Below are 13,045 nucleotides of genomic sequence, written 5' to 3'. Positions count from 1 at the left end.
ATTTCGGCTTTTGACGTTACCAAAGGGTAAACGGCGCGGGTTAATTCACCCTTCCACGCGCTCTCGGTGGAAACCCGTGAAATCGTTAACAAGCAGCTCGACGATGCGATTTGCGACGGCTTCGGGGGGTTTGACCGTCTGCGGGTCCTCGCCGGGATAGGCCTTGGCTCGCATTGCCGTGCGAGTCGCACCCGGGTCGATCACGGCCACGCGTACCTTGGAAATCTTCTCGATTTCGGCGGCATAGCTTTCAAGGATATTGTCGAAAGCGGCCTTGGTCGAACCGTACGCTGCCCAATAGGCACGCGGAGCGGCACCGACGCTGCTGGTCAGCCCGATTACCCGCGCGCCGTCGGCGCGCTTCAGCAGCGGGTCGAAATTGGCGAGCAGCGACTGGGTTGCGAGGACGTTGATCGTGACGGCCTGGCTGAGCTGCTTGCCGTCGATCTGCGTAACCGATGTGAGGGTCGGCAGGTAAGCAGCGGAAATAACGAGGTAATCAAGCTTGTCCCAGCGACCGGAAAGTGCCGAAGCGAGGCGTGCAATCCCGTCCGGTTCGGCCAGGTCTACCGGGGCGATGGTCGAATTGCCGCCAGCGTCGTGGATTTCGTCCTCGACCGCCTCGAGCGCGCGGACATCGCGGCCAGTCAGGACTACGTGCACACCTTCGGCGGCAAGCGCCTTGGCCGTCGCCGCGCCGATGCCCTTGCTGGCCCCCGTGACGAGGGCGAGGCGTCCTTCAAGCCGCTTGGTCATTACTCGGCAGCCTCCACCGGCAGCACCAGCTGGTCCTGCCGTTCTTCACGCCGCGCGAGATCGGTCAGCGAGGTGGGATAGTCGCCGGTGAAGCAGGCATCGCAGAACTGCGGGCATTCACGCTTGCGCGGACCTTCGCCGACGGCGCGGTAAAGCCCGTCGATCGACACGAAGGCGAGGCTGTCCGCCTTGATGAATTCGCGCATCGGCTCGATGTCCATGCGTGCGGCGAGCAGCTTGCTGCGTTCTGGCGTGTCGACGCCATAGAAGCAGCTGTGCGCGGTCGGCGGGCTGGCGACGCGGAAGTGGACTTCCTTCGCACCTGCGTCACGCATCATCTCGACGATCTGCATCGAGGTGGTGCCGCGGACGATGGAGTCGTCGATCAGGACGATGCGCTTGCCTTCGACCATCGCACGATTGGCGTTGTGCTTGCGCTTTACCCCGGCATGGCGGGCGCCGTCCGAAGGCTGGATGAAAGTGCGTCCGACGTAGTGCGAACGGATGATGCCCAGTTCGAACGGGATGCCCGATTCCTGCGCATAGCCGATGGCGGCGGGGACACCGGAGTCGGGAACCGGAATGACGATGTCGGCATCGACCGGCTTCTCGCGCGCGAGCTCGGCACCGATGGCCTTGCGCGCCTCGTAGATGCTGCGACCGTCGAAGACCGAGTCGGGGCGGCTGAAATAGACGTGCTCGAAGATGCACGGGCGCGGCTTGTGCGATCCGAACGGGTGAAGCGAATCGACGTTGCCATCGAAGTCGACCTTGATGATCTCGCCCGGTTCGACCTGGCGGACGAACTCTGCGCCGACCACGTCGAAGGCGACTGTTTCTGAGGCAAACACGGTCGCATCGCCGATCCGGCCCATCTGCAGCGGACGGATGCCCAACGGGTCGCGGCAAGCGATCATGCCCTCTCGCGTCATTACGATCAGCGCATAGGCGCCTTCAAGCAGGCGCAGCGCATCGATCAGGCGATCCATGATCGTCGGGTAACGGCTCGTCGCGACGAGGTGGATGATCACCTCCGTGTCGCTGGTCGACTGGAAGATCGAACCGCGGCGCACGAGATCGTCGCGCAGTACGCCGGCATTCGAAATATTGCCGTTGTGCGCGACGGCGAAACCGCCGCTGGCAAGGTCGGCGTAGAGCGGCTGCACGTTGCGCAGACCCGCTCCACCGGTGGTCGAATAGCGGACATGGCCGGCAGCCATGAAGCCCGGGAGCTCGGCGATAGCCTCCTGGCTGGAGAAATTCTCCGCCACATGGCCGAGGCCGCGACGCGAATAGAATTCAGCACCGTCGAAGCTGGTAATGCCCGCGGCCTCCTGGCCACGGTGCTGCAGGGCGTGGAGGCCCAGCGCCGTAGCGGCAGCGGCATCGGCCGCATTGATTGCGCCGAACACGCCGCACTCTTCGCGCAGCTTGTCGCCATCCTCGTCGAGAAACGGGTGGGTAAAGTTCATCAAGGGCCTGTCCGCCGCCTGCATTCCGGATGCGCGCCCCAATGGCGATGTTACGCTCCGATTACAAGGGTGGTGCGACGAGGAGTCCCCCGTGAGGAACGATTTCATTGCGCCGAAAGGTTTGCCTGCCTAAAGCCGCGCCGAGCAAAACTCGAACCAAACGGGCTGCCTTGATCCTATCCCCTTTCGAATGGACGATCGCCAAACGTTACCTGCTTCCGGGCAGGGGCGAGGCCTTCATCGCGCTGGTCGCGGGCATTTCCATCGGCGTTGTCATGCTTTCCGTGGCCATGCTGGTCATCGTGATGAGCGTAATGAACGGCTTCCGCGCCGAACTGCTCGACAAGATCGTCGGCCTCAACGGCCATGCCATCGTCCAGGCCTATGGCGGACGCATGGATGACTGGGAAAACATCCTCAACGAGGTCAGGAAAACCCCCGGGGTCGTCGAAGCCAGCCCGCTGATCGAACAGCCGCTGATGACCACCTTCAACGGGCGGGTCGAAGGTATCCTGGCGCGCGGCAACACGATGGAAGATATTCGCAAGTTCCAGGACAAGCTGGTCAGCGGCAGCCTCGATCCGATCCAGCCGGGGGCCGGCAAGGTCGCGATTGGCGTCCGGCTCGCCGAGAACATCGGCGCACGCGTCGGTGACACGATCACCATCATCAACCCTCAAGGACGCCCGACCCCGTTCGGCACGGTGCCGCGCCAGGTGGGCTACGAGGTCGCTGCGATCTTTGAAGTGGGCGTATACGACTATGACGGCGCCTTCGTGATCATGCCGATGCAGGATGCGCAGACGCTGCTGCTGCTGGGCGACACTGTGGGCATGATCGAGGTCAAGGTCGCGGATCCCGACAAGGTCGGCGACATCCTCGAGCCGGTCCAGCGGGCCGTTCAAGGCAGGGCGGTCGTCGCCGACTGGAAGACCATCAATGCCACCCTGTTCGAGGCCCTGCAGGTCGAACGTGTCGCCATGGCCTTTGCCCTGAGCTTCATGGTCCTCGTCGCGGCGTTCAACATCCTTTCGAGCCTCGTCATGCTGGTGCGCGCCAAGACCCGCGACATCGCGATCATGCGCACCATGGGCGCAACCCGGCAAAGCCTGATGAAGATATTCGTCACCACCGGCTTCACCGTCGGTGCGATCGGGACGGTGGCCGGCCTGATCTTCGGCTTTGTCGTGCTGTTTTTCCGCCAGGGCATCGTGGAGATTATCGGCAAGGTAACCGGCCAGAACCTGTGGGATCCGCAGGTGCGCTTCCTGACCACGCTGCCATCCAAGACCGATCCCATCGAAGTGGCGATGATCGTGTTGCTTGCCTTGGTGCTAAGCTTCCTCGCCACGCTTTACCCGGCGTGGAAGGCGGCAAGCACCGATCCGGTTCAGGTGCTGCGCTATGAGTGAGACTGGCGTGAAACCTGTTGTCGAGCTCAAGGGGCTGACGCGCAGCTTCGAGCAAGGCGGGGTGCGGATCGACGTGCTGCGCGGTGTCGACCTGACCATCCGTCCGGGCGAGATCGTCGCGCTGCTTGGCCCCTCGGGCTCGGGCAAGTCGACCCTGCTGCAGGCTGTCGGCCTTCTCGAAGGTGGCTTCGGTGGCGAAATCGTCATTGCCGGGGAATCGGCCGAGAAGTCGGACTCCCACGCCCGCACCATGCTGCGGCGGAACCACCTCGGTTTCGTCTACCAGTTCCACCACTTGCTGCCCGATTTCGATGCGCGCGAGAACGTGATCCTTCCGCAACTCGTGGCAGACAAGCCGCGCGAGGAAGCCGAGGCGAGGGCGGAGCAGCTGCTCACCGCGCTTGGCCTCGGACATCGGATGGACCACCGGCCAAGCCAGCTATCGGGCGGCGAACAGCAGCGCGTGGCCGTAGCACGCGGGCTTGCCAACCGACCCAAGCTGGTGCTCGCCGACGAGCCGACCGGCAATCTCGACGAGGCCACCAGCGATCGCGTTCTGGCGGAATTCCTCGCTCTGGTGCGGGGAGAAGGCAGTGCGGCCCTGATCGCGACGCATAACGAGCGCCTGGCGCAGAAGATGGATCGTATCGTTCGATTGCACGAAGGTGTTCTGGAATAGGACCCTCATGCTATTTCGCTCGTTACGAGGCGAAGGAGGACCTGGATGACCGATCACCCAAGCACGTTCAACGCTACCGATTGCCACCGCGAGGGAATCCAGTGGGATGCCCGCGCATCGCTCCACCGCGAAGGTGCTGGCAGTGGGCTGTTCGAAGGCGCGAAGGGGTTGCGCAGCGGGTCGTTCGCCGAACTCGTTCACCACATAATGCTGATGCCCGAACGCGATCGTGACAGGTATTACATCGAGAAGCACGGGGACAGGGAATTCCACCTGCCCGAAATTCTCGCACTTGCTTCGCGGGACGACTTTCCCGCTTTGTAGAGAGCATTTCGCAGTCCATGGGTCGCTCGACCAAGGCATGACATGGACGACCTGCTTTGATTTCGTTTGCCGTCACAAGGAATAGCCCCGCATGACCACCATCGCCGATTTCTCCGTCGCCACGAACAAAGGCGAGGAACTCGACCTCAAGGAGAAGCTCGGCAAGGTGCTGCTCGTCGTGAACACGGCCAGCAAGTGCGGCTTCACTCCGCAATACGACGGGCTGGAAAAGCTTTTCCAGGACTACAAGGACAAGGGCTTCGAAGTGCTGGCCTTCCCCTGCAACCAGTTCGGCGGACAGGAGCCGGGCAATGCCGAGGAAATCGAGCAGTTCTGCAAGGTCAATTTCGGCCTCACCTTCCCGCTGATGGCAAAGGTCGACGTCAACGGCGCGGATGCCAGCCCGCTGTTCGACTGGATGAAGGGCGAAGCGCCCGGCCTGATGGGTTCGAAGGCGATCAAGTGGAACTTCACCAAGTTCCTCGTCGACCGCGAAGGTCATGTGGTGAGGCGCTATGGCCCGGCGGACGCGCCGAAGGCAATCGCCAAGGATATCGAGAAGCTGCTGTAACTCCGCCGGGTAGCTCGACGAAGGTCACGCCATGCTCGCCGATATCAACCAGTGGTTCCTTTCGCTCGGCGCGGATTACGGGGTGAACCCGTATATCTTCGGCGCGATTTACGTGGGAGCTATCCCGTTCTTCTTCGCCTCGATCGGTTGGCTGGTGAAGCGGGCGCGGGCAGGGCGATCGACTGTCGTACCGACCATGTGCGCGGGTTTCTGCTTCGTTTCCGCCTATCTCTACCTCGCCATCGCGGGGCGTAACATTCCGTTGTGGGTGTGGATCTTCCTCGGCGCGCTCGTGCTGTACGGCGCATGGTCGACGATCCGCGATACGCGGCGCAAAATTCGCGAAGGTCGCTGACTAGCCGAAATTGCTGGTGACGAAGTGGAAATCCAGTGGCAGACCTTGCCACCGGGGGTCGCATCGCGTGGAAAGGCGGGGTGCGTTGATGGAGGAATTGAGGGGGACGCTCGCTGCGCCAGTCGCGCAGAACGAGCGGATCGACGAGATCGATGTCCTGCGCGGGTTTGCGCTGTCCGGCGTGCTAATCGCGAATTTTGTCGGGTTCGCAGGTGGCGGCCTGATGGCAACCGACGCCCAGCTAGATGCACTTGCGACTGCAAGGATCGACCACATCGCCGATCTTGGTGTCGAGTGGCTGGTCGCCAATAAGGCCAATACCCTCTTTGCTACCCTGTTCGGCTTGGGGTTCTACATCCAGATTTCGCGCAACGGGGATCGTCCCGGTTTTACGCGTCGCTATTCGCGCAGGTTATTCTGGCTATTGGTTTTCGGGGTGCTCAATTTCCTGTTCCTGTGGGTCTGGGATATCCTCAATCTCTATGCGATTGGCGGTTTCCTGCTTCTGCTCGTGCGGAAATGGCGGACGAAACACTTGGTCGTTGTCGGCCTCGCCCTCGCGCTAATGTCCAATGCCATTCTCCAATACTTAGCCGAAACCGCAGGCGTCTCCTTGATGGATTGGGACCCTTATTCCGATGCCGCAGTCATCGAACGCCAGACGCTCAGCCTGGCCGGCGACTATCTCGGGCTGGTTGCGCATTTCTGGCGCTACACCTGGGATGAATGGTTTGCCGGAGGAATTTTCTTCGCTTGGATCGCCTATGCCGGCGGACGGATGATGCTTGGGGCAGCAATCGGGAGGTCCGGCATTGTTAGTGACTTGAAGTCGGCAACCCCGCTTCTGCGGAGACTTCGAAACATCCTTCTTCCTGCAGGTCTTCTGGCTTCGTTTGCGTTTGTCATGCTCGAGTCGGATGTGTTTCCGCTATCGAACGATGCAACTGATGCGCTTGTCGCGGTGCTAGAATCGCCGTGTGCGCTGCTCCTGGCGGCCGGATACGCCACCATGATCGTGGTCGCATGGCAGTCGCCAACCGGCAAAGCCCTGCTCACTCCCTTTCGGCCAGTCGGACAGATGGCGCTAACCAACTATCTGATGCAGGGCTTCGCCTACGGTTTCATATTGTTCGGCGTAGGTCCCGGACTGGCACTGGGTGGCAAGATCGGAATTTTCGCGGTGGTCCTCATCTGCCTCGCATTCTTCGCTTTCCAAATGGCGTTCAGCGCATGGTGGCTGGCGCGCTATCGCTTCGGCCCGATGGAGTGGTTGTGGCGCTGGCTGACCTATGGCGGGAGCGCCCCTGCGATGCGGCGGCTCGCCCCGGCCCAGGCGGCAACCTGAAGCCCACAGGGTTTTCCCAAACTAACCGAGTCCCGCCCTTGGCCCGGGGCGTCGGCATCCGCATATTGGGAGGATGCCGTTCAAGCCCTTCGTTCCCCTGCGCGTCCTGTCCGCCTATTCGATGCTCGAAGGGGCGATCGATCCCAAGGCGATGGCGAAGCTGGCGAAGGAACGCGGCTTTCCCGCCATGGCCATCTGTGACCGCAACGGCCTTTATGGTGCGGTCATGTTCGCCAATGCCTGCAAGGCGGAAGGCATCCAGCCTATCATTGGCACCCTGCTCGGCGTGGCGCGCGATGCGGAGGGCAAGCAGGTCGATTACCTCCCGCTCTTCGCCCAGGACGAGGCAGGTTACGACAATCTCTGCCATCTCGTAAGCCGGGCGCATCTCGACCGGCCGCTGGAATTCGACCCGCATGTGCGGATGCGCGATTTCGAAGGCCATACAGACGGCCTGATCGCACTGACCGGTGCGAGCGAGGGGGCGGTGACGCGGCTGCTCGCCGAAGGCCAGCAGGCCCACGCCGAGGCTGTCCTCGACCGTTTGCAGGGTTTCTTCCCCGGGCGCCTCTATATCGAACTCGCCCGTCGCGGGAACGAGGTGGAGGAGCGTGCCGAGGACGCACTGATCGACCTCGCCTACGCCCGCGACTTGCCGCTCGTCGCGACCAATCCGGCGAATTTTGCCGAGGCGCACATGCACAAGGCGCATGACGCCATGCTGTGCATTGCCGGGTCGACCCACGTAGATGCCGAAGACCGCCTGCGCTCCAATCCGGAGAGCTACGTCAAGACCTACCACATGATGGACGAGGCCTTCGCCGACCTGCCCGAGGCGGTCGAGAACACGCTCGTCATCGCCCAGCGCTGCGCTTACGCTCCACCCTATCGCAAGCCGATCCTGCCCAGCCTTGCCGGCGATCTCGAGGGCGAGGCCCGGATGCTGGAGGAGGATGCGCGCAGGGGCCTTGAAGCCCGTCTCGCCCTCTACGAGGATCTCCCCGAGGAAGAGCGTCAGGCCTACTTCGAGCGCCTCAAGTTCGAGGTCGATATCATCAACCAGATGGGCTTTCCCGGCTACTTCCTGATCGTTGCCGACTTCATCAAATGGGCCAAGGAACAGGATATTCCCGTGGGGCCGGGACGCGGTTCGGGTGCAGGCTCGCTGGTCGCCTGGGCGCTGACCATCACCGACCTCGACCCGATCAAGCTAGGGCTGCTGTTCGAGCGTTTCCTCAACCCCGAACGCGTTTCGATGCCGGACTTCGATATCGACTTCTGCGAAACGCGGCGCGGCGAGGTGATCCGCTACGTGCAGGCGAAGTACGGTCACGACCACGTCGCGCAGATCATCACTTTCGGCAAGCTCAAGGCCCGCGCCGTGCTGCGTGATACGGGCCGCATCCTCCAGATGAGCTATGGTCACGTCGACCGGCTGTGCAAGATGGTGCCCAACCATCCGACCGACCCCTGGACGCTGCCGCGCGCGCTCAACGGCGCGGCGGACTTCAAGCGCGAATACGACAACGACAACGAGGTGAAGCGCCTCGTCGACCTCGCGATGCAGCTCGAGGGCTTCCCGCGCAACAGCTCGACCCACGCGGCCGGCGTTGTAATCGGCGACCGGCCGCTGGCGCAGCTCGTCCCGCTGTACCGCGACCCGCGTTCGGACATGCCGGTGACGCAGTATGACATGAAGAATGTCGAGAGCAGCGGCCTAGTGAAGTTCGACTTCCTCGGACTGAAGACGCTTTCGGTGCTCAAGAAGGCGACCGACCTACTCAAGAAGCGGGACATCGCCATCGACCTGTCCACGCTGCCGCTGGACGACGCCAAGGTCTACGAGCTCATGAAGAGCGGCAACACCGTCGGGGTGTTCCAGCTGGAATCGGAAGGCATGCGGCGCACGCTGACCGCGGTGAAGCCGACAAACTTCGGCGACATCATCGCGCTCGTCTCGCTCTATCGCCCCGGCCCGATGGACAACATCCCGCTGTTCGGCAAGCGCAAGGCGGGCGAGGTGCCGATCGAATACCCCCATGCGAAGCTCGAAGGCATCCTTGCCGAAACCTACGGCATCTTCGTCTATCAGGAACAGGTCATGCAGGCCGCGCAGATACTTGCGGGGTATTCGCTCGGCGACGCTGACCTGCTGCGCCGTGCGATGGGCAAGAAGGTCCAGGCGGAGATGGATGCGCAGCGCCAGCGCTTCGTCGACGGGTGCAAGGAAGTGTCAGGCATTGAGAAGAACGAGGCGAATGCCCTGTTCGACTTGATCGACAAGTTCGCCGGCTACGGCTTCAACAAGTCGCACGCCGCCGCCTACGCGCTGCTTGCCTACCAGACCGCCTGGCTGAAGGCGCATTACCCGGAGGAGTTCTACGCCGCCTCGATGTGCTTCGACATGCACCAGTCGGAAAAGCTGGCGGTTTTCGTCGACGATGCGCGGCGCAGCGGAATCCGGATCCTGCCACCCTCGCTCAACCACTCGGAGGCCGAGTTCACTGTCGAACAGACAGACGAGGGTTATGCCGTCCGTTACGCGCTGGCGGGCATCCGCAATGTCGGCGAACGCGCGATGGAGGCGATTGTCGACGAGCGCGAAGGCTCGGGCCTCTACCAGAGCCTGCAGGACCTGTTCGAGCGCCTACCCAAGGGTGCCATGAATTCGCGCCAGCTGGAGGCGCTGGCCAGTGCCGGTGCGCTCGATGAATTCGAGCCGAACCGGGCGAAGGTCTTCGCCAATGCCGACATGCTGCTGGCTGTCGCCGATGCGGCCGAGCGCGAGCGGTCGAGCGGGCAGGCGGCGCTGTTCGGTGGCGAAGATGCGACGGAGGATACGCTGCGGCTCAAGGAAGTCGAACCGTGGAGCCGCGCCGACCAGATGGCACGCGAGAAGGAGAACTTCGGGTTCTACTTCGCCGAACACCCGGTCGAAGCATGGCGCACCGTTGCTTCGGCCCAAGGGGCGCGGTCCTATGCCTCGCTGATGGCGGGCGGGGCACCTCCGGGCGGACGCGCGGGCGCGGTCATGGCGGCGATGGTCGAGAAGGTGAACAAGGGCACGACACGCCGCGGGAAGCCGTTCATCCGGGCTGACTTCTCCGACAGCTCCGGCCAGTTCAGTGCCGCCTGCTTCGAGGAAGGGCTGGTCGAGAAATTCCTCGAATGGGCCGACAACCAGACCTGCGTGAAGCTCAATGTCGAGCTCGACAGCCCGAGCCCCGACGAGCCCCCACGGATCACCGTTCGCGGTGCAGTGCCACTATCCGAGGTCCGCGGGTCGACGCCCATGCTGCTGACACTCGACATCGCCGACACCGATGCTTTGATGCAGCTCGCAATTGAGCTCACCGCCGCGGGCGAGGGATGTGACGAGGTCCATGCCACCCTGCTTACCGGCGACGAACCCTCGCCGGTCATGAACCTCGGCCGGGCCTTCAATATCGACGGCGACCTCGCCGAACGCTTGGCAAGCGTGCACGGTCTTGCCAAGGTGCAGCTGACCGCGCGGCGAGGAGCGGGCCACCTGCGTCTCGTCGCCTGATTCTGCGCCCCATAAGAGGGCCAATGGGACGAGGAGAGAACATGCAGCTCGGAGCGATGCAGGACTGGACCATGCGGATCACGCATGTTGTCGACCACGCGGCACGCGAGGCGGGGACGCGCGAGATCGTCACCCGCTGGGCGGACGGCAGCGAAACCCGGACGAACTGGGCGGGTATCCGTCACGATGCGAAGCGGATGGCGCAGGCACTCCTCGCACTCGGCCTGAAGAAGGGGGACAAGGTCGCGAGCATGGCGATGAACCATTCGCGCCACCTCGTGAGTTGGTACGGCGTCGCCGGGATGGGCGGTGTTCTGCACACGGTGAACCCGAGGCTGTTCGACGACCAGCTCGACTACATCGTTAATCACGCCGAGGATAAAGTCCTGATCTACGATGCGGCCTTCCAGCCGATCGTCGATCGCATGAAGGACCGTTGGACCACGGTCGAACACTACATCTGCTTCGATTCGGGCCAGCATGCCCCTTCGTTCGAGGACTGGATCGGCGCGCAGGACGGCGACTTCGATTGGGTCCAGGGCGACGAGCGCGACCCGTGCATGATCTGCTACACCAGCGGCACCACGGGCAATCCCAAGGGCGTGCAGTACGAGCACCGCTCGACCTTGCTCCATGCGATGGCTGGCCTGCAGACCACGGCCTTCAACTTCGCGCCGTCATCGGTGATGCTGCCGGTCGTGCCTATGTTCCACGCCGCGAGCTGGGGCCTGCCCTATTCAGGCGGCATGGCAGGCATCAAGTTCGTCTTCAGCGCGGTCAATGACCCTGCGGTGCTGCACGAACTGATGATCCGCGAAGGCGTGACCGACAGCGCCGGCGTGCCGACCGTATGGCTCGCTCACTTCCAGTATTGCGATGCGCAGGGCATCGACCTGCCGCCGTTGAAGGCTGCGACCATCGGCGGCTCGGCTGCGCCGAAGTTCATGATCGAGCGGCTCATGAAGAACGGCACCCGCGTCCAACATGCCTGGGGCATGACCGAGACTTCGCCCATCGGCACCGTCGGCGGGCCGACTGCAGACTGGGATAGCCTCAGCTTCGACGAGAAAGTCGCCAAGACCATGAAGCAAGGCCGCCCGATCTTCGGCGTGGAACTGCGCATCGTCAGCCTCGACGACATGACCACCGAACTGCCGCGTGACGGCGAGACTTCGGGCGCGCTGCAGATCCGCGGGCCCTGGGTGCTCAAGCGCTACTTCAAGGCCGAGCATGACGCTGCCAATGCCGAGGGCTGGTTCGACACGGGCGACGTTGGCGTGATCCATCCCGACGGCACGCTGCAATTGACCGACCGGACCAAGGACGTGATCAAGTCTGGCGGCGAGTGGATTAGCTCGGTCGAGCTTGAAAACGCAGCCGTCGGCCACCCGGCAGTCGCCGAGGCCGCGTGCATCGGCATGCCGCATCCCAAGTGGGACGAGCGCCCGGTCCTTTTCGTCGTGAAGAAGGAGGGCATCGAGTGCACCGGTGCGGAGATCACCGAGTTCCTGACCGACAAGATCGCCAAGTGGTGGCTCCCCGATGCGGTCGAATTCGTCGACGACATCCCGCACACCGCAACCGGCAAGATCAGCAAGAAGGACCTGCGCGACCGCTTTGCGGACTACACGCTTGGCTGACCTGGAGATCAGGCCCGCGCATCCCGGTGACGCGCGGGCTATCAGTGCCATCTACGACTACCACGTCGCCCATGGCACTGCCTCCTTCGACAGCGAGGGGCCGAGTGAGGCCGAATGGGCGCAGAAGGTTGCGGACATCTCCGCGAAGGACTGGCCCTTCCTAGTCGCCGAGCGTGCAGGGGAGGTGCTTGGCTATGCCTATGCCACGCAATTCCGGCCTCGCGCTGCATACGCCCGGACCTGCGAGAACAGCATATACGTCGCCGACGAGGCGCGCGGGATGGGAATAGGCTCGCTCCTGCTCGGTAACCTCCTCGAGGCCTCGCGCGAATGCGGATTCAAGCAGATGATAGCCGTTATCGGAGGCGGGGAGCCCGCTTCGGTCGCGCTCCATGCCAAGCTCGGCTTCGTCCACGCCGGCCGGATGCGCGATGTCGGCTTCAAGTTTGGGCGGGTTCTCGATACCGTCTACATGCAATGCGACCTGACAGGAGAGGGATGGGACCATGACTGAGCGATACATCGACCCGAGTCCGGCCAATTTCGCCGCCTTCAAGGACCTTCCGCGCGACGAGCCGATCCACATGCTCAACCTGCTGCTTTATCGCAACCTCGCCGAATACCCCGAGGGGCATGAGCATCACGGCAATGGCTGGTCGGGTCGACGTGCTTATGAGGAATACGGCAAGACCAGCGGCCCGATCTTCCGTCGGGTCGGCGGCAGCATCGTGTGGCGGGGAGCATTCCAGACGATGGTAACCGGCCCTGCCGACAGGCGCTGGCACGACGGCTTCGTCGCGCAATATCCGAACAGCGCGGCGTTCTTCGAGATGATCAAGGATCCTGACTACCAGAGGGCAGTGGTGAACCGCACCGCCGCGCTGGTCGACAGTCGCCTGATCCGTTTCAAGCCCGGGTCGGCCGGGGAGGGCTTCTGACCCCGG

The 13,045-nt window shown here is 63.1% G+C and carries 12 protein-coding genes; 10 read left to right on the top strand and 2 right to left on the bottom strand.

Going from position 1 to position 13,045, the window contains the following annotated elements:
* Positions 1-45: 45 nt before the first annotated feature.
* Both RAM60_RS06395 and purF read right to left on the bottom strand, forming a co-directional pair.
* The gene (locus tag RAM60_RS06395; protein ID WP_369025097.1) at positions 46-756 is read right to left on the bottom strand and encodes an SDR family NAD(P)-dependent oxidoreductase; all 711 of its coding nucleotides are present in this window, start codon (positions 754-756) and stop codon (positions 46-48) included.
* Positions 756-2,228 carry an amidophosphoribosyltransferase gene (purF, locus tag RAM60_RS06390; RefSeq protein ID WP_200983962.1) on the bottom strand — a complete coding sequence of 491 codons (1,473 nt, stop codon included), beginning with the start codon at positions 2,226-2,228 and terminating at the stop codon, positions 756-758. The genes RAM60_RS06395 and purF overlap by 1 nt, the downstream gene beginning before the upstream one ends.
* A gap of 170 nt (positions 2,229-2,398) precedes the next feature.
* Here purF and RAM60_RS06385 point away from each other — a divergent pair, with 170 nt between their 5' ends.
* From RAM60_RS06385 to RAM60_RS06340, 10 genes are all read left to right on the top strand, one after another.
* Complete coding sequence (locus RAM60_RS06385; protein WP_200983961.1) at positions 2,399-3,640, top strand: lipoprotein-releasing ABC transporter permease subunit; 1,242 nt, start codon at positions 2,399-2,401, stop codon at positions 3,638-3,640.
* The gene (locus tag RAM60_RS06380; RefSeq protein ID WP_369025098.1) at positions 3,633-4,319 is read left to right on the top strand and encodes an ABC transporter ATP-binding protein; all 687 of its coding nucleotides are present in this window, start codon (positions 3,633-3,635) and stop codon (positions 4,317-4,319) included. Before RAM60_RS06385 ends, RAM60_RS06380 begins: the two co-directional genes overlap by 8 nt.
* Before the next feature lie 45 nt (positions 4,320-4,364).
* Complete coding sequence (locus tag RAM60_RS06375) at positions 4,365-4,643, top strand: hypothetical protein (protein ID WP_200983959.1); 279 nt, start codon at positions 4,365-4,367, stop codon at positions 4,641-4,643.
* Between the two features lie 91 nt (positions 4,644-4,734).
* Positions 4,735-5,214, top strand: coding sequence for a glutathione peroxidase (locus RAM60_RS06370; RefSeq protein ID WP_369025099.1), 480 nt, complete (start codon positions 4,735-4,737; stop codon positions 5,212-5,214).
* A gap of 31 nt (positions 5,215-5,245) precedes the next feature.
* Entirely contained in the window at positions 5,246-5,569 is a 324-nt protein-coding gene (locus RAM60_RS06365; protein WP_369025100.1) for a hypothetical protein, read from the top strand.
* Between the two features lie 88 nt (positions 5,570-5,657).
* Positions 5,658-6,914, top strand: coding sequence for a DUF418 domain-containing protein (locus tag RAM60_RS06360; protein ID WP_369025101.1), 1,257 nt, complete (start codon positions 5,658-5,660; stop codon positions 6,912-6,914).
* Positions 6,915-6,987: 73 nt separating this feature from the next.
* Positions 6,988-10,461: a DNA polymerase III subunit alpha gene (gene dnaE, locus RAM60_RS06355; RefSeq protein WP_369025102.1), complete on the top strand. Its 3,474-nt coding sequence runs from the start codon at positions 6,988-6,990 to the stop codon at positions 10,459-10,461.
* Positions 10,462-10,502: 41 nt separating this feature from the next.
* Positions 10,503-12,101 (top strand): long-chain fatty acid--CoA ligase, encoded by a 1,599-nt coding sequence (locus tag RAM60_RS06350; protein WP_369025103.1) that lies wholly within the window; start codon positions 10,503-10,505, stop codon positions 12,099-12,101.
* Positions 12,094-12,615: a GNAT family N-acetyltransferase gene (locus RAM60_RS06345; protein ID WP_369025104.1), complete on the top strand. Its 522-nt coding sequence runs from the start codon at positions 12,094-12,096 to the stop codon at positions 12,613-12,615. Before RAM60_RS06350 ends, RAM60_RS06345 begins: the two co-directional genes overlap by 8 nt.
* Complete coding sequence (locus tag RAM60_RS06340) at positions 12,608-13,039, top strand: DUF1330 domain-containing protein (protein WP_369025105.1); 432 nt, start codon at positions 12,608-12,610, stop codon at positions 13,037-13,039. The genes RAM60_RS06345 and RAM60_RS06340 overlap by 8 nt, the downstream gene beginning before the upstream one ends.
* Positions 13,040-13,045: the final 6 nt, after the last annotated feature.

This window comes from Qipengyuania sp. RANM35 (assembly GCF_041021145.2).
Taxonomy (GTDB): Bacteria; Pseudomonadota; Alphaproteobacteria; order Sphingomonadales; family Sphingomonadaceae; genus Qipengyuania; species Qipengyuania soli.
This window is presented reverse-complemented; position numbering and strand designations above follow the sequence as displayed.